This is a genomic window from Dyella sp. OK004, from assembly GCF_900114495.1.
Lineage (GTDB): Bacteria > Pseudomonadota > Gammaproteobacteria > Xanthomonadales > Rhodanobacteraceae > Dyella_D.
Genome location: NZ_FOZI01000005.1, coordinates 182,012 through 202,836 on the forward strand (window position 1 = coordinate 182,012; position 20,825 = coordinate 202,836).

The following is a 20,825-nucleotide window of genomic DNA, read 5'->3' on the forward strand; positions in this document are numbered from 1 at the left end:
GAACTAACCCCCAAAATTTTCGAGAACGGAATTCCCCATGCTGTCTTCTATCCGGATGTCTTCTCTCCGTAGCGTCTCGCGGCTCGCCTCCCTGACGAGTGCCGTGCTGGCAGGGCTTTGCTTCACCGGCGCCGCGCTGGCCGCGTCGCCCGCCGTCAAAACGGTGCCGGGCATGCCCGCCGTGCTGAACCCGGACAACATGTACACCGAGGCGCACGTCAACAACTTCAGCCCCAACGTGAAGGGCGCGCTGGAGCGCATCTATGTGCCGAACCTGCGCTCCAACACCGTGTCGGTGATCGATCCGAAGACCTACAAAGTGGTCGATACCTTCCCGGTAGGTAGCAGCCCGCAGCACGTAGTGCCGGCGTGGGACCTGCAGACGCTGTGGGTTACCAACAATGCCGAAGGCAAGAGCAACGGCAGCCTGACTCCGATCGACCCGAAGACCGGCAAGCCGGGCAGGGCGATCGAGGTCGACGACCCGTACAACATGTACTTCACGCCGGATGGCAAAGAAGCCATCGTGGTCGCCGAGGCGCATGCACGCCTGGATTTCCGCGATGCGCACACCATGCAGCTGCATTCCAGCCTGCAGGCGCCGGAGTGCAAGGGCATCAACCACGCTGATTTCGCCATCGACGGCAGCTATGCCATCTTCACCTGCGAGTTCGGCGGCAAGCTGGTCAAGATCGACATGGCCAACCGCAAGGTGATCGGCTACCTCGAGCTCGAGAAGAAGGGCATGCCGCAGGACATCCGCGTATCGCCGGACGGCAAGATCTTCTACGTGGCCGACATGATGGCCGATGGCGTGTACGTGGTGGACGGCGCCAGCTTCACCAAGATCGGCTTCATCAAGACCGGCATCGGCACGCACGGCCTGTATCCCAGCCGCGATGCCACCAAGCTGTACGTCGCCAACCGCGGCTCCAACCATGTGCATGGCGAGCGTCGCGGCAAGAACAAGGGCATTAATAAGGGCAGCGTGTCGGTGATCGATTTCGCTACGCGCACGGTTGTCGCCAACTGGCCGATCCCCGGTGGTGGTAGCCCCGACATGGGTAACGTCAGTGCGGACGGTAAGGTGCTGTGGCTGTCGGGCCGTTATGACGATCTGGTGTATGCCTTCGACACCGCGACGGGTGCCGTGCGCAAGATCAAGGTCGGCGCCGAGCCGCACGGCCTGGCGGTGTGGCCGCAGCCGGGGCGTTATTCGCTGGGGCATACGGGGATCATGCGCTGAACTTTTTTGCTCCTCCCCCCTGCTCGCGACGCAAAGCTAGTCCCGTGGGACAGGGGGAGGTTGGGAGGGGGCTTGCGAAAACCTCTCCCAAAACGCTTTCTCAAGTACTCACCCCTCCCCAACCCTCCCCTGCAAGCAGGGGAGGGGGTAAGGGCGCTACTACCTAAGCCTCAGCCTCCAGCAAATACGCGACTTTCTTTCCCTTCGGCAACTGCTTGATCTCCCACTCCGCGCGCGACGCCGCCGCGCGATCGATATAAGTCCTCGACCCGATCAACCGCAACGGCGGATGCGAGCGCGTATACCGCGCGCCACGCCCCGCAACATGCGCTTCATAGCGCGCGTCGAGATCATTGGTGATCCCGGCATAGAACGACCCATCGCGGCATTCGATCAAATACAGGCACCAGGGACGGTCGTTGGTCGGCACGGTTCTACGCAGTGATAGCGGCAATGGCTGCGGATGGTAGCCAAGCCGGCACGCAAGCGGGCGGTTATAATTCCGGGTTCACTCAGTCCGCAGGCCCCGTCGATGTCCGATATCCCCGCTTGTCCGCAGTGCGGCATGGAAAACACCTACCCCGACGGCGATAACTACGTCTGCGCCGACTGCGGCCACGAATGGCCGATGGTGGCTGCTGCGTCGACGGAAGAGGGCGCGGTGGTGCGCGACGTCAACGGCAACGTCCTCAACAGCGGCGACTCGGTGGTAGTGATCAAAGACCTGAAGGTGAAAGGCTCTTCGATCCCGCTCAAGCAGGGCACCATGATCCGCAACATCCGCCTGGTGGACGGCGACGCCGAACACATCGAAGGCAACTCGGACAAGATCAAGGGGCTGGTGCTGAAGGTGTGTTTTCTCAAGAAAGCGTGACCCCACGCTTTCTTTCTGTAGGAGCGCACCCCGGACTTGATCCGGGGGTGCGCTCCTACAGATCTACGTCCTGAAGATCACGGTGCCTTGGAGGAGGGCAGATCGCTTTCGTGCGTGCCGCGGGGGCCGGTGAAGAGGGAGCCGCGCACGCCTTGTACTTGTACGTTGGCGACAGGGCGCGCCTCCAGTATCTGGCAACGTCCGCCAGCTTCATTCATACGCTTCAAGTAGTCCGTGCCTACATAGATGCGGGCGTCCTGGGCATAGGTCACCAAGATATCTTTCACGCTGGCCAGACCGGGGCAGAGGCTGGTGTGGAGCAACCAGGTCTGGTTGTCGTTCTGCGAGTGGACCAACAAATCCTGATTGCTCAGGGCTTCCCACGATGCATTGCGATCGTTGATCGCCAGCGAGGCAACGGGATCGCCCGCCTGACTCCGCAGCGAGGCCAGCCGTGCGGCGATTCCATCTTCTTCGCGCGCATGGGCAACACCCATGGCAAGCGTGAGCGAGAAGGCGGCGAATCCAAGCTTGCTTGCTTTCATACACACTCCTTTGGCATGACGGCGGTTGATACGCCGGAGTCTGCGCTTTCGCGATGGAAGCCAGCAAGTGCGCCGGGGCGTGGGGTATGGCTCAGTTGGAAGCTTTCTGCTGCTCCGCCCAACGCGTCACACCGCTGTGCCCATTCAAGAACGGCACCGCCGTTTCCACCATCCGCGGTGACGCGAAAATATCGTAATGGGTGAGGTCCGGCAGGATCGCGAGGCGATTGCGGGGCATATGTTCGCGCTGCCAGCCGGCATCTTTGAGGCCGCCGCCGAGCAGTTGGTAGAAGCGGGTCTGATGTTCCAGGCGGATCATGTCGCCGTCGCCGAAGATCAGCATCACCGGCATCGGCAGTTTGGCGACGTCGGCGGACCAGTCATAAGGCTGGCGGATCCAGTCGCCCATGGCGTCGAGCAGGCGTGGGAAGTCTTCTACGTGCGGCGCTACCGCCGCGTAGGCCTGATACATCGGTGTGTTTTTCATCATCGGTGCGGCTTCGGCGGAAAGCATGACCTGTTGCGTGCGTATTTCCGGATACCAGCTGTCGTCCGCATACGGGGTGGAAACCAGCGCTAGCCGGCGCACCTGTTCCGGATGCTGCACGGCCAGGCGAAGCGCCACGCTGCCGCCGAAGGAATAGCCCAGCACATCGGCCTGTACATGGCCGAGTTTGTTCAGCAGCACAGCCATGTCGTCGGCGATCGCTTCGCAACGGATCGGTCGGTGGCCGAGCGAACTGCGGCCGTGGCCTTGCAGGTCCACCGTAATTACCTGTCGCTGTCCTATGAGTGCTGGCAGCACGGGGCTGAACATGTCGCCGGTGCCGAGTCCGCCGTGCAACAGCAGCAGGGGTTCACCCTGGCCGTGGACTTCGTAGTAGTAATCGACACCGTTGAGTTTCAGATATCCGTTGCTGGCGGCGGGCAGGGTATGGACTGGCATGGCGGTTCCTCCGTGAATGCGCGAGCGTGTGCAATGTGGCGATCGCGGTGCTGCAGGCAGGCATGCTGGATGCCGCCCTATATAGAAGACGAACGGGCGTGCCGCGGATCGACACCCCACCGGCGCGGCGATCACCCATGCCGTACCAGCTGCTCCATCATGCCGGCGAGAATCTGATGCGCGCGGCGCGATGGGTGGTACTCGTCCCAGAACAGATAGGCGTCTGGCGTGGCGCACGCAGGCTGCGGCACTGGAAAGGTGACTTCGCAGGCGTCGGTGGTGTTGGTGATGCCGTAGCGCGCGGCGTTGTCGATGATCTCCCGCGTCTTGCCGCCCCAGTCGAACAGGCGGATCGACAGCCCATCGGTGACTTCGGTCGCATGCAGCGTTTCCTGCAAGCGCGCGTTGTAGCGCGTGGCGAAGGCATCGGCGATGTTGGACTGGCCGGCGGAGAGAATGTATGGCAGGCCTTTCAGATCGAACGACTCGGAGACCAGAAAGCGGCGTGCACCCAGTTTGGCGAGGCGGTGCACGGCCAGCGCGGTGTTTTCCGCGGCGCGGTCGGCCATGTCCTGAATGGTGGCCGGTGTCTGCGTGCCAACAAGCAGCGTGCCCGGCTGGGCGAAGTCGACGAACTTGAAATAGTCGTTGGCGGAAATCGCCACGACGTAGAGCGCATGCGGATCAGCGCGGAGGCCACCCAGGTCGTGCCGGAAACTGGCGACCTGGGCCTGGAGGCCGGTGGCGGTGTAGTCGTCCATCCAGGACTCGTAATTCTGATCGCCAGACATGGCGCCGCCAACGGCATAGTCGGTCAACTTCACATGCAGCTTATCGGCAAGATCCTCGACAGCCACTGGGCCATTGGAATAGCGCCCCTGGTAATACAGCTTGGGATTGGGCATCACCACCGCATTTGGAACACCCGCGGCCACCGCCTTGGCACTCAGATTCAGCTTGACGCCGTTGTCGGTATAGCTGTCGCCAAACGCGAAAATCTGCGTGACGGTGTCGTGCGCTTTGCCGGCTTCACTCGTGCGCGGCGCTGCGCCTGACAAGGCGAGTGCGGCGAGGGCTAGCAGGAAGAGCGAGTGCTGCCGGACTGGCCGGCGCAGGGAGAATGCCTTCCACATAGGGCTATGCATGGCCAGCTCCCGATGGGCGCAAGAGTCGGCACGCTAACGCGCGGTATGAATGTATTCCGTGAATGTGGTGTGTAGGCCTGAGGCGCACTCAAGCGTCCGCGCAAACGGCCGATAAATACCCCAGGTGCGCTTATTTTTCTTTCAATGGCATTCGACCCCCAGTAGGGGCACTATCGTGTCCGGCGGGGCGTCATGCTTTCGCTTGTCGCGAAACCAGGCGCCCGTTGTCTCCCCTGCAAGGTGTCTCGCCACATGACCTTTCACAAGTCGCACTCGAAATGGTCCGCCAACCGCGTCAACTGGAGCGATCCGGATCTGGAAGCGTTGCTGCGCCGGTCCGAGAACTGGAAACTCGACAACCGCGGCACCTTCTCGCCGCAAGACGTACAGGTCCATGTCGGCTGGGGCGCCAGCGGCGGCCGCCACGCCGTACTGGTATGGGAGCGCGACCAGGCCCTGGTTCTCGAAACCAACTTCCTCATTCCACCCAACGAACACGTCCGCATCGACCGCCCCACGCCTACCGGCGTGCGCAGTGTGTGGGGCACTGTGGTGGAAGGGCGCGAAGGGTATCGCGAGGAAGACAAGGTGAACGGGATTCACGTGCATTGGGTGCATGTGAGGTGATTCGCGGAAGTGGTGCGTTAAAAAAAGCGCGCCAAGTATAGAAGCGTCATCCCGAGCACCCACACCCCTCCCCATCCCTCCCCTGCGAGCAGGGGAGGGAGCAAGAGGTTGGCGCAGCGATGAGGGTTGGACGATCAGGCTGAGAAGAACGCCATCCCGACGTCTGACACTGGAAAAGGTGTAGCTACAAAGCACATCGCCTGCTCTCAGGCCATTTCTCTTTGGTTACTTTCTCTTTGGGCCAGCAAAGAGAAAGTGACTCGGACCGCGGCAGCGGTTCGAAAGCCCGCGGCAGGCGAGCCAGGGCACGCAGTCGCTAAAGCCGAGCGACAACGCCACTGGATTCCGGCCTTCGCCGGAATGACGAAGTAGGGAAGGGTGTCGCAAGGGACGGCCTCTCACCTCAGCCCCCGTGGGAAGAGAGTCAAAGCCTCAAGGCTTACTAAACCCCATATGCAACGTAATCTGATCCCCAGCCTTCAACTCCGCCATCGCCGGAGGCGGAAAATGCACCCGCAACGCCATTCCCCCCGCCGTGACATCCACCGTCCCCGACTTCGGATCAGTCGCCGTCACCGTCGCCGGCATCGTATGCAGGCCCTGCACGTTGGTGCGCATGCCGCCCATCTTCTCCTGCGGCGGATAGTTCTGCGCCGCCGCACCGCCAACGGCCAATGCGAATCCCAGGGCGGCCAGCAGTGACAGGCGCCGCGTATATGAGCTGCTCATGGCGATCTCCCTCGTGGATGACCCCGCTGTAATCGCAAAGCCTGCGCCCGGCGGCGTGTAGATCGCCTGATCGTGAAGTTAAGTCTCAGCGCAGATAAGCCCGCAGCACCGCGAGCACCGGTTCCAGCTCATCGCTGCGCGCATCCTGGGGAGCGACGTGTTCCTTCAGGTGGCCCTCCATCAACTGCAGCATCAATCCCTGCACGGCGCCGCGGATCGAGGCCACCTGCTGCAGGATCACGCCGCAGTCGTCGTCGGCTTCGATGGCGCGCTCCAGCGAAGCGACTTGGCCACTGATGCGGCGCACACGGGAAATCAGCGGTTTCTTGTTCTGCGCGATGTGGGCCATGGCCTGCTCCGGGCGTATCGATATAGTATGGGGGGGTATACTAAACCCTTGGCGCCATGAGCACTGCACCCGATACCTCGTCCTACCTGCATTCCCATCAGTTCAACGATGGCAATCCGCTCGCGGAGAAGAACACGCTGCGTGCTGCGGTGATCACCGCGGTGATGATGGTGGTCGAGATCACCGGCGGCTACCTGCTGAACTCCATGGCCTTGCTGGCCGACGGCTGGCATATGAGTTCGCACGCGCTGGCGCTTGGATTGTCGTTGGGTGCGTACGCACTGGCGCGCAAACTAGCCCACGATGGCCGCTTCGCTTTCGGTACCTGGAAAATCGAAGTGCTTGGCGGCTACAGCAGCGCCTTACTGCTTGGCGTGGTAGCGGCGCTGATGTTGTTCCAGTCGGTGGAGCGGCTGTTTGCACCCAGCCCTATTCACTACAACGAAGCGATCGTGATCGCGACCATCGGCCTGGGCGTGAACCTGCTGTGCGCGTGGCTGCTGAAGGATGGGCATCACGGCCACGAACACGGTCATTCGCACGATCATGCCCATGGACATCATCATCACGACATCAATCTGCGCTCGGCCTATCTGCACGTGATCGCCGATGCGGCGACCTCGGTGCTGGCTATCGCGGCGTTGCTGGGCGGCAAGTATGTCGGCGCGAGTTGGCTGGATCCGGTAATGGGTATCGTCGGCGCATTCCTGGTCGCCAACTGGGCCATCAGCCTGCTCAAACAGTCCGGCAGGATCCTGTTGGATGCGGAGATGGATGCGCCGGTGGTACAGGAGATCCGCGAGGTCGTCGAAGAGCATTTCCCGTACGCCGCGGTGAGCGACCTGCACGTATGGCGGGTCGGCAAAGGGCGCTTCGCCTGTATTCTCGGGTTGGTCAGCGCGCAGCCGCTGACTGCCGCGGCGGTGCGCGGGCGCCTGGCGGTACATGAGGAGCTGGTTCACATCACCGTGGAAATCGCCGACGCTGGAAGTTTGCCCATGGCTTTCTTTCAGCGCGAAAGCGGCAACCGATAATCCTGCCTGCTTCTTAATCGGCGCATCGCGACGCGTTTTTCCCGACGTTCTTACTGCCGAAATCCTTGCTGCGCCGACGTTTGCGAGGTATCGGCGAGCCGATCCGGCGCGGGCGGGCGGCCCCCCGATGTGGCGAACGCAAATGAAGAAACATTACCCCCAACCCCTAATTTCGCAATTGTGCGCCACAGTCCCGCACCTCAGCATGCGCCCTGTCATAGGTCGGTCATGGCTGAAGGAGTCGTAGGACCCAGCCACCGGATCGGGGAGCCGGATCGGCCAGTGAAGCCGGTGGACGCCGTCCACCGCTCATAAAAATTTGCCGGGAGTGTATTGACCATGATCGAAAGAGTGCATGGCGGGGCTTCGTGTCACCCGTTCGGGGCGCAGCAGCAGTTTTCCGGCGCGCGCCTGGCCGTTGCGGTGGCGATGGGCCTGGCCTTGATGTACGGGCCGGCGGCGTATGCGCAGCAGACGGATGCAGGCAACGGCGGCGCCCATTCGGCTGCCCCGGCGGATAGCGCGGCCAAGACCAAGACCAAGAAGAAACAGGGCGAGGCTGAGAAGCCGGTGCAGAATCTCACCGGCGTCACCGTCACCGGCGTGCGCGCCAGCCTGCAGTCGGCCCAGCAGTTGAAGCAGAACGCCGACCAGATCATCGACTCGGTCACCGCCGTGGATATCGGCGCGCTGCCCGACCGCAGCGTCACCGAGACCCTGCAGCGCATCAGCGGCGTCACCATCGATCACTTCATGGCACGCAACGACCCGGATCATTTCTCCGCCGAAGGCAGCGGCGTGATGATCCGCGGCATGACCCAGGTGCGCAGCGAGCTGAATGGCCGCGACGTGTTCAGCGCCAACTCCGGCCGCGGCCTGAGCTTCGAGGATGTGCCGGCCGAGCTGATGGCTGGCGTGGACGTGTACAAGAATCCGTCGGCCGAAATCATTGAAGGCGGCGTCGGCGGCACGGTGAATCTGCGCACGCGCCTGCCGTTCGATGCACCGGGCCGCGTGATCGGCTTTACCGGCGGCGTCAACGAGGGCGACTTCGCCAAGAAGAGCAAGCCGTCGATGTCATTCCTCTACAGCAATGTGTGGAAGACCGAGAACCACGGTGAGTTTGGCGCGCTGTTCGATGTGGCGTACTCCGAGCTGGCCACGCGCTCGGACGGCATCCAGATGGAGCCCTACGTCAAGCGCAGCGATGCCGCCGTGCTGAAAGGAACCAACTTCAGCAGCGTCTACGTGCCGGGTGGTTCGGACTGGCGCTCGCTGGACTTCCAGCGCCGCCGTATCGGCCTGGCCGGTGCGCTGCAATGGCGCCCGACCAAGAACCTGGAGCTGACCAGCCAGGTGTTGCGCTCGGACTACCGCATGCACTGGGACGAGTTCGGCGGCCTTTTCGGCGACAGCAGCAACAACGTGGTGCCGGCCAACGGCGGCACGTTCAACTACGACAGCAACGGCGTGTTCCAAAGCGGCGCGCTGCAGACCGGCACGAACAGCGCTGGACAGCCGACCGTGCGCTTCGGCGCTGACCGCCGCTACTCCACCCAGCGCACGATCACCACCGACTGGTCCAACAGCCTTAAGTACAACATCAGCGACCAGATGGTGTTGTACGCGGATGCGCAGTTCATCAAGTCCACCAGCCAGACGCTGGACTTCACCGCTTTCGACGCGACCTACCTGCCGGGCATCACGCTGAGCGCACCCAACGGCGCCAAGCCTGTCGTCACGGTCAACCCTTCGTCTTACGCGCTCAATCCGGCGAACTATTTCTGGAACGCGGCGATGGACCACCATGAGAAAAACAAGGGCATCGAGCGCGCCCTGCGGCTGGATCTCGAATACAACTTCGAGGACAACAAGTGGCTGCGCTACGTGAAATTCGGCGCGCGCGCTACCAGCCGTAGCGAGCTGAACAAAAGCAACGGCTACAACTGGGGCGTGGTCACAGACACTTGGGCCCAGATCAATACGCCAAGCGGGTTCGCGGATCTGGCCAACTACCTGCCAAATCTTTCCACACTGTATGCATACTCAAACTTCTTCCGCGGCAACGCCAAGCTTCCCTCGCAGCTTTACTTTCCCAGCTATGCCCTGGTGAGCAACTACCACTACGCCTACCAGCAATTGCACTCGGTGGGCGTGCCGTGGGGCTGGAGTCCGCGTGACATGTATCGCAAGCAGGACATCAACGATCAGAGCGAGAAGACCAAGAGCGTCTATGGCGTGCTGTACTTCGGCAACGATGAGGCGCTTGGTGTGCCGGTGGACGGCAACATCGGTGTCCGCCTGGTGCGCACGGACGTGGATGCCAATGGTTTTGGCCAGTATCCCGACCTGACCACCAGCGGCGTGGCCGATAGCCTCAAGGCTATCTACAACGGCGCGTACTTCCCGCTGACGGGCCGTGGCCATTACAAGAATGCCTTGCCCAGCTTCAACCTGCGCTTCAAATTTACCGACAACCTGCAGTGGCGCCTGGCCGCATCCAAGGCGATGAGCCGTCCCGACTTCACCCAGCTGCAGCCGTTCCTGAACATGAGCGCGACACTCAATGCGGACAACACCGCCGTCACCAAATGGAATGGTACGGCTGGCAATCCGTCGCTCAAGCCGATGCGCGCCAACCAGTACGACACCGCGCTGGAGTGGTATTTCGCGCCGGCCGGCCAGCTGTACACCACGCTGTTCTACAAGGATGTGCGCGACTACATCTCCAGCCAGACGCGCACCGAGACATACAACGGCCAGCCGTTCGAGGTGACGCGTCCGTACAACATGGGCAAGGGCAGGATCCGCGGCGGCGAATTCGGCTACTCGCAGTTCTTCGACTTCCTGCCGGGCTGGCTGAAGGGTTTCGGCGCGCAGGCCAACTTCACCTATGTCGACAGCAAGGGCGGCACCAACACGGCGACCGATCCCTACTTCAACACCACCGTCACCGGCGTCACCCTTCCGCTGGAAGGTTTGTCCAAGCGCAGCTACAACCTGGTCGGCATGTACGAACAGGGACCATGGTCGGTGCGGCTTGCCTGGAACTGGCGCTCGCGCTACCTGCTCACCACCAGCGATGCGGCCACGCACCTGCCGACCTGGGCGGATGACTTTGGCCAGCTCGATGGCTCGGTGTTCTATCGCATCAACAAGAACGTGCAGATCGGCCTGCAGACCAACAACCTCACCAACGCCACCACCAAGGTGTTGATGGGGCCGACCAGCTATGCCGACGGCACGGTCGATCACCGCCTGTATACCCGCGGCTGGTTCATCAACGATCGCCGCTACGAGCTGGTGATGCGTGCAACGTTCTGATGGTGATAGCGCCGTCGTGAATGACGAAGGCCCCACAACAAATCCCTCTCCCTTCGGGAGAGGGTGCCGGTCCCACAGGGACTACTTTCGGGTCGCAGCGGGTGAGGGTTCGGGCGAAGTGCGATGGTGAAGACATTGAACATGTACTCACTACCGCGCTCCGCCCGAACCCTCACCCCAACCCCTCTCCCGAAGGGAAAGGGGCTCTGCGCATGGAGACTGGCACTCGCCGCGATGCTGCTATGCATCGCCGTTGCCGTCCACGCAAACGACACCATCGCCTACCGCTATGCCAGCGTGCGCATCGGTGGTGGCGGTTTTGTCAGCGGACTTCTGTTCCATCCGCTGGAACGCGGCCTGTACTACGCGCGCACCGATGTTGGCGGGGCCTATCGCTGGGATCGTTCGTCGGCGCAATGGGTGTCGGTAACGGACTGGATCGAAGCGAAGGACGAGAACCTGCTGGGGATCGACAGTTTCGCGGTCGATCCCGGCGATCCGGAGCGCGTCTATCTGGCCGGGGGCACCTACACCACGGAAATCGCCGGCAACGGCGCGATCCTGCGCTCTGTCGATCGCGGCAAACATTTCGAACGTGCGGACATGCCGTTCAAGCTGGGCGGCAATGAGCTGGGGCGCGGCAATGGCGAGCGGCTGGCCGTGGACCCCCACGATGGCCGCGTGCTGTTCTTCGGTTCGCGCAGCGCTGGGTTGTGGCGCAGCGACGATCGCGGCGCGCACTGGGCCCGGATAGACAGCTTCCCCGCTGTGGCGACATCGCCCGCGGCGAGCGCGGAAAACAGCTGGCGGCGCCAGGCCATCGGCATCGTGTTCGTGGTGTTCGAGCCCGCCAGCGGTAAGCCGGGCAAGCCGACGCCGACGCTTTATGCGAGCGTGTCCACCCGCGAGACCAGCCTGTTCCGCTCCAATGATGGCGGGCGCAGCTGGAAAGCCGTGCCGGGCCAGCCGGCGGGCTTGCGTCCCAACCATATGGTGCGCGCCGGTGACGGCAGTTATTACCTGAGCTACGGCGACGAGCCCGGCCCCGATGCTATGCATGCCGGCTCGGTATGGAAATATGAGCCTGCCGCACAGCGCTGGACCGACGTGACGCCGATGCCGCGCACAGCGCAGGACACTCAAGGCTTTGGCTGGGGCGCAGTAGCTGTCGATCCCCGCGATCCAAAGGTGGTGATGGCAGCCACTTTTTCGCGCTACACACCGCACGATGAACTGTTCCGCAGCACCGACGGCGGCGCTCACTGGCGTGCCGTGTTTCCGCACTCTGAATTCGATCACGGCACCACGGTATGGACGCGCGAGCACACGCCGCATTGGCTGGCCTCCATCGCCATCGATCCGTTCGATGCGGATCACGTGATGTTCGTCACCGGCTACGGCATCTGGTCGTCGCGCGATATGACTGCGTCCGATCGCGGCGGCACAGTGCACTGGACGTTCCAGGACCAGGGGCTGGAGGAAACAGTGGCGCTGGGTCTGATCAGTCCGCCGGAAGGTGCGCACCTGCTCAGCGCGCTCGGCGATCTGGATGGGTATCGCCACGACGATCTGGATACGGCCCAGTTGCAATTCGCCGCGCCGCCGCGTTACGCCAATAGCGAGAGCATCGACTATGCCGCAGCGAGGCCGGCGTTGATCGTGCGCAGCGGCTACCTGCGCAAGCCGTTCGGCGCCGCGGTCCGCGCCGCGTGGTCGCAGGATGGCGGCAAGCAGTGGAAAGCGTTCGCCAGCGAGCCGCCGGAGGGGCAGGGCGCGGGCAGCATCGCTATCGCGGCCGACGGCGGCACGGTGTTATGGGCGCCGAATCGAGCGCAGCATGTTTACCTCACCCGCGATATCGGCCAGCACTGGCAAGTGGCGGAAGGGCTGGGCGCGGGCATGCGCGTGCTGGCGGACCGAGTAGATCCGAAACGTTTCTATGCCTACGACCATAACTCCGGTGCCCTTGCCGCAAGCCGCGATGGTGGCGCACATTTCGCCGACATCGGCGGCGAGCTTGGCGCGGCGGCGAAGGGGCGGGGGCAGATGCGCGTGCAGGCCGCGCCGGATAGGGCCAGTGAGTTGTATGTCGCCAGTCGCGAGGGCGAACTGCTGCGCGGTGACGACACCGGTCGTGTCATCAAGCGGTTGCCCGGGCTGACCGGTGTCGATGCTTTCGGCTTCGGTAAAGCGACGCCGGGTCGAAGCGCACCCACTTTGTTCGTAGCCGGTCGCCTGCATGGTGCGCAGGGCATCTTCCGTTCCGCCGACGATGGCGAGAGCTGGCAGCGTATCGACGATGCGGATCACCGCTATGGCCGCATCAGTCATCTCACTGGCGATCCGCGCGTGTTCGGCCGCTTTTACTTTGCTACCAGCGGGCGTGGGATTTTCTACGGCGAGCCGGCTGCAGAGGCGTCCCCATGAAATCCATCAAACCTTTTTTCGGCCAGGGACTGTCCATGCGCTTATCGTTTATCCGGCGCGCGCTGCTCGCGGCGTGCGCCTGTGTGTTCACGGGTTCCGTATTCGCGGCTGAGCTGCCGAAGGTCGTTAGCGATAACGGCCGCCATGCGCTATTCGTGGATGGCAAGCCGTATCTGATCCTCGGTGCGCAGGTGAACAACTCCAGCAACTGGCCGGACATGCTCGGCGAGGTGTGGCCGGCGATCGAGCGGATGCAGGCCAATACGGTGCAGGTGCCGATCGCGTGGGAGCAGATCGAGTCGAAGGAAGGGCAGTTCGATTTCAGTTTTCTTGACACTTTGGTGGCGCAGGCGCGCGAGCATCGCGTGCGGCTGGTGTTGTTGTGGTTCGCCACCTGGAAGAACAACGGGCCGGCCTATGCGCCGTCGTGGGTGAAGCTGGATAACCGCCGCTTTCCGCGCATGATCAGCCGCGAGGGCAAGCAGCTTGGTTCGCTGTCGCCGCATGCCGCGGCCACGCTGGAGGCGGATCGCAAGGCCTTCGTACAGCTAATGACGCATTTGCGTGCGCTCGATGGCGAGCAGCACACCGTCATCATGGTGCAGGTGGAGAACGAGTCCGGCACCTACGGCACCGACCGCGATCACTCGCCCACTGCGGACGCGCTGTTCGCCGGCAAGGTGCCGGAGCCGCTGCTGCAGGCGAGCGGCAAGGCGGCAGGCAGCTGGAGCCAGGTGTTTGGCGTGGATGCGGCTGAGTATTTCCAGGCATGGTCGGTGGCGCACTACATCGGCCAGGTCGCCGCTGCAGGCAAGGCGGTGTATCCGCTGCCAATGTACGTCAACGCGGCGCTGCGCGATCCGTTCAAGCCCGGCCTTCCCGGTGGCTATGCCAGCGGTGGGCCTACTGACAACGTGCTGCATGTTTGGAAAGCCGCGGCACCCGCGCTGGATCTGCTGGCGCCCGACATCTATCTGCGCGATTACCCGCGATACACCGCCGTGCTGGAGCGCTACGCGCGCAAGGACAATCCGCTGTTGGTCGCCGAGACCGGCAACGACAAGGTCTATGCGCGCTACCTGTACGCCGCGCTCGGCCATCGCGCCATCGGCTTCTCACCCTTCGGCATGGACTACAGCGGTTACGCGAATTACCCGCTGGGCGCACGCAAGCTCGACGACGCCACGCTCGATGCATTCGCGGCCAACTATCGCGTGCTGGCGCCGATGGCCAGCGAGATCGCCGCCGCTGGTTACGCCAATCAGCTATGGGGCGCGGCCGAGCCGGAAGCCACGCACGAACAGACACTGGATCTCGGCGACTGGCAGGTGCATCTCGGCTATGGCCAGTTGCAGTTCGGTGTGGAGCCGCCGCAAGGCAATGCGGAGCTCGACGGTGGCGTGCTGATCGCCCGCCTCGGTCCCGACGAATATCTGGTGACCGGCCGCAACGTGCGCGTGAATTTTTTTCCGGGCCGCGAACGCAAGGACATCCACTTTCTGCTCGATCGTGTCGAAGAGGGCCATTACGACCATGGCCGCTGGATCTTCCGTCGCCTGTGGAACGGCGACCAGACCGACTACGGTTTGAATTTCACCGGCCAGCCGCAGGTGCTGCGGGTGAAGCTGGCCACGTTGAGAACCGGTTCTTAAGGAACTTCATGCGCAAGACCTTGCTCGCATGGGCGCTATTGGCGTCCGTATCCACCGTCACTCAAGCCGCCGATTTCGCGCTGCCGCCACCGAACGATGTCAGGGTGGAGCAACGCGTGGAAAGCCTGCTCGGCAAACTCACGCTGGAACAGAAGGTGGCGCTGTTGGGCGGCGTGGACAATTTTTCTACACGGGACATTCCGGCGATTGGCCTGCCACGCATCGGCATGTCCGATGGCCCCATTGGCGTGCGTGCGCCAGGGCCCTCCAACGCCTACGCTGCCGGTATCGGCCTGGCCGCGAGCTGGGATCCGGCACTGGCCAAGCGCGTGGGTGATTCGATGGGGCGCGATGCGCGGGCGCGCGGCGTGGGTTTCCTGCTTGGCCCCGGCGTAAATATGTATCGCGCGCCACAGAACGGCCGCGGCATGGAGTACTACGGCGAAGATCCGTATCTCGCGGGCAAGATCGCGGTGGGGTTGATTCGCGGTGTGCAAGGGCAAGGTGTGGTCGCCACCGTCAAACACTTCGCGGCCAATAACTCGGAGTACGACCGCCGCCACCTCGACACGCTGATCGACGAACGCACCCTGCGCGAAATCTATTTGCCGGCGTTCGAGATGGCGGTGAAGGAAGGGCAGGTGGGCGCGGTGATGAGCAGCTACAACCTGGTCAATGGGGATTATCTCGCCGAGAACCGCGGCATCAGTCACGGCATCCTGAAACAGGAGTGGGGCTTCAACGGTCTCTTCATGTCCGACTGGGGCGCCACACACGACGGCATCAAGGCCTTCAAGGCCGGCCTGGATCTGGAAATGCCCGCGCCCGAAGCGATGAAGCCGGGGCTGATCCTGGATGGCCTGCGCAACGGCATGCTGTCGCGCGACGACCTCGACGACAAGACGCGGCGCCTGCTGCGTACAGCGGTGCGTTTCGGCTTCCTCGACCGTGCGTCGCGCGATTACGGCATGCCGCTGCTCGGCCGTGAGGCCCAACAGGTGGCGCTGGATTCCGCGCGCGAAGCGCTGGTGTTGTTGAAGAACGAGCACGACACCCTGCCGTTTGACGCCAACCGCATGAAGACCATCGCGGTGATCGGCCCGGCCGCGCATCCCGGTGCCGGCAGCGCGGGCGGCAGTTCACATATCGATGCGTTCCGCACCGCGAGCATTCTCACCGGCGTGGTGGATCAAGCCGGCGAAAAAGTGCGGGTGCTGTACAGCCGCGGCCTGCCGAGCACCGATGAGGTATTCAAGAAGGAAGGATTCACTACTGACGAGGGTCATGGCGGCCTGCTGCGCGAAACTTTCGGCAATCCGGATTTCGCCGGCAAGCCGATCGATCGCACGGTGAACGGCAAGGTCGATCAGTGGAAGCCGGAGCTGTGGACCACACCGGCCATCGAGCGCCAGAGCATTCGCTGGAGCGGCCGCTATGTGCCGCGCACGACTGGCAAGTACCTGTTCCTCACCGCCGCGGCGAGCAATGACACTTACACGCTGTACCTCGATGGCAAGCCAGCGATCGAGCAGCCGCTGCGCGAAGGCCAGGCACCGCACTACACCGAAGTGTCGCTGCAGGCCGGCAAGGCAGTGGAAGTGCGGCTCGACTACCGCCCCGACGTCAGCTACAGCCGCATGAGCTTGGGCGCCATCGCGGTGGACGAAATGATTCCGGAAGACGCGCGCAAGATGGCGGCGATGGCTGATGCCGCCGTGGTCGCGGTGGGTTACGACGCTACCTCGGAGAGTGAAGCCTTCGATCGCAGCTTCGATCTGCCATGGGGGCAGGAAGCATTGATCGAAGCCGTGGCAGCGGCCAACAAACGCACCGTCGTCACCGTGACCTCCGGCGGCGCGTACGCCACCGATCGCTGGCTGGACAAAGTGCCGGCGCTGATTCAGAACTGGTATCCGGGCGACGAGGGCGGCGAGGCCATTGCCGAGGTGCTGTTCGGCAAGCGTTCGCCGGAAGGCAAGTTGCCGATCAGCTTCGAGCATCGCTGGCAGGACAACCCCACGCACGATTTCTATGATGCGACCAAAGGCGCGTCCGGGCAGCCAACGGTGCGTTATGGCGAAGGCGTGTTCCTGGGCTATCGCTGGTACACCAGCCATCCGCACCAGACGCAGCCGCTGTTCGCATTCGGCCATGGGCTTTCGTATACGCGCTTCGATTTCAGCAACCTCACACTGTCGCCGGCCAGGCCGACCACGGATGGACCGGTGACGGTGTCGTTCGACGTGCGCAACAGCGGCGCGCGTGAAGGCGCCGAAGTGGCGCAGGTCTATGTGGGTGATCCGTCCGCCGCCGTGCCGCGCCCAGCGATGGAGCTGAAGGCCTTCAGCAAAGTGCGGCTGACGCCTGGCCAGACGCAGCACGTCACGCTCACTCTGGATCGCCGCGCGTTCGCTTATTACGACGTGAAAGGCCACGGCTGGAAGGTCGACCCGGGCCGCTTCCGCATCTATGTCGGCAATGCCTCCGACCGTACCCCGCTTACCGCCGATTTCACGCTTGGGAAACAGCCATGATCCATCCGACGCTGAAGTGCTTTCCGCTATGTGCCGTCGCGCTCGCCGTACTGGCGGGCTGTGGTAAGTCGCCTTCCACCGAAGGCGCGGCCGCCGGCAGTCATGCGCAGAAGCTGGATGACGGCGTGATCGTGCGCCTCGACGGTTCACCGCAGAAGGTGCGCCTGCAATTGGTGGACGAGCGCATCGTGCATGTCACCGCCACACCCGACGGCAACTTCGATCTGCCATTCAGCCTGATGGCGCTGAAGAGCGGTGGCGATACGCGCTTCACCTTCAGCGAAAGCGCAGACGCGGTGACGTTGAAGACCGCGAAGCTGTCCGCGCAGGTGTCGCTGCGCGACGGCGCGGTGCATTTCTTCGATGCCGCCGGCAAGCCGGTGCTGGCCGAGCGCGCGGGTGGACGCAGCTTCGAGCCGACCATGGTCGACGGCAAGCCGTTCTACGCGATCCGCCAGCGCTTCGACTCGCCGGATGACGAGGCGTTCTACGGTCTGGGCCAGCACCAGAATCGCCAGATGAACTACAAGGGCGAGGATGTGGAACTGGCCCAGCACAACATCGACGTAGGTATTCCGTTCGTGGTGTCGTCGCGCAACTACGGCCTGCTGTGGGACAACAACTCGATCACCCGTTTCGGCGATCCGCGCGAGTACCAGCCGCTGAGTCAGTCGCTCAAGGTGTACGACGCCGAAGGGAAGCAGGGCGGCCTTACCGCGAGCTATTACGTGGGTGATGCGCTCAAGCTGAAGCGCGTCGAGACGCAGCCGGACTACCAGTACATCAAGGATCTCAAACAGTGGCCCGCCGAGTCGCCGGCCAAGACCACCAGCAAGGTGGTGTGGGAAGGCAGCATCGAACCGACGGTGTCGGGCGAGCACAAGTTCCGCTTGTATTCGAGCAGTTACGCCAAGGTCTTTCTCGACGGCAAGCCGGTGTACGACGACTGGCGGCAGAACTGGAATCCTTGGTACCACAACCTGCGCCTACCGATGGAAGCAGGCAGCCGCCACAGTCTGCGCATCGAATGGGAGCCTGACAGCGGTTACCTCACCTTGCTGCATCTCGATCCGCTGACGGGCGGCGAGCAGAGCGAGCTGTCGCTGTTCTCCGAGCTGGGGCATGCGGTGGATTATTACTTTGTCGCGGGCGACAACCTCGACCAGGTCATTGCCGGCTATCGCGCGATCACCGGCAAGGCCATCATGCTGCCGCGCTGGGCCTACGGTTTCTGGCAGAGCCGCGAACGCTACAAGACGCAAGCCGAGATTCTCGATACCGCCAAGCGCTACCGCGAACTGGGCCTGCCCATCGACAACATCGTGGAAGACTGGAGCTACTGGCCCGAGGCCGCCTGGGGCTCGCACGACTTCGACGCCGCGCGTTTCCCCAACCCCAAGGGCATGCTCGACCAGCTGCACGCGATGCACATGCAGCTGATGATCTCGGTGTGGCCCAAGTTCTATCCCACCACCAAGAACTACCAGGAACTCGACGCCAAGGGCTACATCTACCGCCGCAACGTGGAGCAGGGTGAGCTGGACTGGATTGGCAAGGGCTATCTGAATTCGTTCTACGATCCGTATGCGAAGGAAGCGCGCCAGATCTACTGGAGGCAGATCCACGACAAACTCGGTGTGCTGGGTATGGACGGCTGGTGGCTCGACGCCTCCGAGCCTGATATCCATTCCAATGTCGACATCGCCGAGCGGAAGCTGCGCATGGGCCCGACCGCACTTGGCCCTGGCGCCGCGTTCTTCAACTCGTACCCGCTGATGCACACCACTGGCGTGTATGAGGGCTCGCGCGAAAACAATCCGGATCGCCGCGTGTTCATCCTGACCCGCTCAGCCTTCGCCGGCCAGCAGCGCAACGCCGCGGCGACATGGAGCGGCGACGTCGTCTCGCGCTGGAGCAATCTGCACGACCAGATTTCCGCCGGCATCAACTTCTCCATGTCCGGCATTCCCAACTGGACCACCGACATCGGCGGCTTCGCCCTGGAGAAACGCTACGAGACCGCCACCCCCACCGCGGCCGATCTCGCCGAGTGGCGCGAACTCAACTTGCGCTGGTTCCAGTTCGGCACCTTCAGCCCGCTGTTCCGCTCGCACGGGCAATTGCCATACCGCGAGATCTACAACCTCGCGTCACCCGGCACGCCCCTGTACGAAGCGCTCGCCTACTACGACCGCCTGCGCTATCGCCTCATGCCGTACATCTACACCCTCGCCGGCGACACCTACTGGAAAGACGGCAGCATCATGCGCGGCCTGCCGATGGACTTCCCCGGCGACGCCAACGTGCACAACATCAACGACGAATACCTCTTCGGCCCCGCCTTCCTCGTCGCCCCCGTCACCGAATACCGCGCCACCTCCCGCCAGGTCTACCTGCCCGCAGGCACCGCCTGGTACGACTTCCACAGCGGCCACCGCTACGACGGCGGCACTACCATCACCGCCGACGCACCACCGGAACGCATGCCCCTGTTCGTCCGCGCCGGCGCCATCGTACCGACCGGCCTCGCCATCCAATACACCGGCCAACAACCCGACGCACCCATCACCCTGCTCATCTACAGCGGTGGCAATGGCCAGTTCTCCCTCTACGAAGACGAAGGCACCAACTACGGCTACGAGAAGGGGCACTACTCGCGCATACCGCTCAGCTATGACGAAAGCAGCAGCACGCTGACCTTGGGTAAGCGCGAAGGCGATGGGAGTGGGGCGCCGGCGAAGCGGAAGTTTGTGATTCGGTGGATCGAGGGTGGTAAGCCGAATGCCGATGGCAATGATGCGAGTGGCGATATCAACGTTGAGTACGACGGAGCAGAGCAGAAAGTGGCGTTGAAGACCAAGTAGCAACGCTATTTGTAGGAACCCATCGCGGTTTCCGATCGCCCTGCCTGCGTGAATCGCGCACAGGGTGCGCTCCTACAGACGTTCCGTAGCGGCGCTGTTCCGAGCACCCGCCCCTCACCCCAACCCTCTCCCCGGAGGGGAGAGGGAGCACCGCTTTTCTGCTCTTGCTAGGCGATGCGTAAGCGAGCCCGTGACGGGTCCCCTGTGGAGCGGTGAGGGTTGGACGATCAGGCCCCGAAGGGGGCATCGGCACGGATGCCGATGCCTTTTCGACAGGACATGGATGTCCTGTCGAAAAGCCCGGCCAAGCCTCACGGACCCGCAGGCGTAGCCGGAGGGTGCGTAAGAGGGGTGCCTTTTCTTTTGGTTACTTTTCTTGACTCCGGGCATCCATGCCCTCCGCCCTTCGGGCCAGCTGCGCTGTTCGCACCCGCTCCTGCGGGTGCGTGGGCAAGCAAAGAAAAGTGACTCGGCCTCCGGCAGGAGGACGAAAGCCCGCCGCAGGCGAGCTAGAATACGCAGACGCGAC

The 20,825-nt window shown here is 63.1% G+C and carries 15 protein-coding genes; 9 read left to right on the forward strand and 6 right to left on the reverse strand.

Features of this window, described 5'->3' with window-relative positions:
- Window positions 1-37 precede the first annotated feature (37 nt).
- Window positions 38-1,246 carry a YncE family protein gene (locus BM338_RS19130; protein WP_255367381.1) on the forward strand — a complete coding sequence of 403 codons (1,209 nt, stop codon included), beginning with the start codon at window positions 38-40 and terminating at the stop codon, window positions 1,244-1,246.
- A 163-nt stretch (window positions 1,247-1,409) separates the two neighbouring features.
- Here BM338_RS19130 and BM338_RS19135 read toward each other — a convergent pair whose 3' ends face one another.
- Complete coding sequence (locus tag BM338_RS19135; RefSeq protein ID WP_090453846.1) at window positions 1,410-1,676, reverse strand: GIY-YIG nuclease family protein; 267 nt, start codon at window positions 1,674-1,676, stop codon at window positions 1,410-1,412.
- Between the two features lie 102 nt (window positions 1,677-1,778).
- Between BM338_RS19135 and BM338_RS19140 the strand changes: the two genes are divergently transcribed.
- Window positions 1,779-2,120 (forward strand): zinc ribbon domain-containing protein YjdM, encoded by a 342-nt coding sequence (locus tag BM338_RS19140; RefSeq protein ID WP_090453848.1) that lies wholly within the window; start codon window positions 1,779-1,781, stop codon window positions 2,118-2,120.
- Between the two features lie 77 nt (window positions 2,121-2,197).
- Here the strand turns inward: BM338_RS19140 and BM338_RS19145 are convergent, their stop codons facing one another.
- From BM338_RS19145 to BM338_RS19155, 3 genes are all read right to left on the reverse strand, one after another.
- Window positions 2,198-2,665 carry a DUF6491 family protein gene (locus tag BM338_RS19145; RefSeq protein ID WP_090453852.1) on the reverse strand — a complete coding sequence of 156 codons (468 nt, stop codon included), beginning with the start codon at window positions 2,663-2,665 and terminating at the stop codon, window positions 2,198-2,200.
- Between the two features lie 91 nt (window positions 2,666-2,756).
- On the reverse strand, window positions 2,757-3,611 hold the full coding sequence (locus BM338_RS19150; protein ID WP_090453855.1) for an alpha/beta fold hydrolase: 855 nt from the start codon (window positions 3,609-3,611) through the stop codon (window positions 2,757-2,759).
- A gap of 131 nt (window positions 3,612-3,742) precedes the next feature.
- Window positions 3,743-4,756 (reverse strand): SGNH/GDSL hydrolase family protein, encoded by a 1,014-nt coding sequence (locus BM338_RS19155; protein ID WP_143109348.1) that lies wholly within the window; start codon window positions 4,754-4,756, stop codon window positions 3,743-3,745.
- Between the two features lie 252 nt (window positions 4,757-5,008).
- Between BM338_RS19155 and BM338_RS19160 the strand changes: the two genes are divergently transcribed.
- Entirely contained in the window at window positions 5,009-5,383 is a 375-nt protein-coding gene (locus BM338_RS19160; protein ID WP_090453859.1) for a hypothetical protein, read from the forward strand.
- 432 nt (window positions 5,384-5,815) lie between these two features.
- Here the strand turns inward: BM338_RS19160 and BM338_RS19165 are convergent, their stop codons facing one another.
- Complete coding sequence (locus BM338_RS19165) at window positions 5,816-6,112, reverse strand: hypothetical protein (protein WP_090453861.1); 297 nt, start codon at window positions 6,110-6,112, stop codon at window positions 5,816-5,818.
- 85 nt (window positions 6,113-6,197) lie between these two features.
- Window positions 6,198-6,461, reverse strand: coding sequence for a metal/formaldehyde-sensitive transcriptional repressor (locus tag BM338_RS19170; RefSeq protein ID WP_090453864.1), 264 nt, complete (start codon window positions 6,459-6,461; stop codon window positions 6,198-6,200).
- Between the two features lie 56 nt (window positions 6,462-6,517).
- Between BM338_RS19170 and dmeF the strand changes: the two genes are divergently transcribed.
- The 6 genes from dmeF to BM338_RS19200 all read left to right on the forward strand — a co-directional run bounded on the left by dmeF (window position 6,518) and on the right by BM338_RS19200 (window position 20,296).
- Window positions 6,518-7,495, forward strand: coding sequence for a CDF family Co(II)/Ni(II) efflux transporter DmeF (gene dmeF / locus BM338_RS19175; RefSeq protein WP_090453866.1), 978 nt, complete (start codon window positions 6,518-6,520; stop codon window positions 7,493-7,495).
- A gap of 444 nt (window positions 7,496-7,939) precedes the next feature.
- Complete coding sequence (locus BM338_RS19180; protein ID WP_255367395.1) at window positions 7,940-10,819, forward strand: TonB-dependent receptor; 2,880 nt, start codon at window positions 7,940-7,942, stop codon at window positions 10,817-10,819.
- 234 nt (window positions 10,820-11,053) lie between these two features.
- Window positions 11,054-13,246 (forward strand): beta propeller repeat protein, encoded by a 2,193-nt coding sequence (locus tag BM338_RS19185; RefSeq protein WP_090453868.1) that lies wholly within the window; start codon window positions 11,054-11,056, stop codon window positions 13,244-13,246.
- Complete coding sequence (locus BM338_RS19190; protein WP_255367382.1) at window positions 13,243-14,898, forward strand: GH35 family beta-galactosidase; 1,656 nt, start codon at window positions 13,243-13,245, stop codon at window positions 14,896-14,898. Before BM338_RS19185 ends, BM338_RS19190 begins: the two co-directional genes overlap by 4 nt.
- 8 nt (window positions 14,899-14,906) lie before the next feature.
- A complete protein-coding gene (locus BM338_RS19195; RefSeq protein ID WP_090453870.1) occupies window positions 14,907-17,432 on the forward strand; it encodes a glycoside hydrolase family 3 C-terminal domain-containing protein in 2,526 nt (841 codons plus the stop codon).
- Window positions 17,429-20,296 carry a TIM-barrel domain-containing protein gene (locus BM338_RS19200; protein WP_090453873.1) on the forward strand — a complete coding sequence of 956 codons (2,868 nt, stop codon included), beginning with the start codon at window positions 17,429-17,431 and terminating at the stop codon, window positions 20,294-20,296. Before BM338_RS19195 ends, BM338_RS19200 begins: the two co-directional genes overlap by 4 nt.
- Window positions 20,297-20,825: the final 529 nt, after the last annotated feature.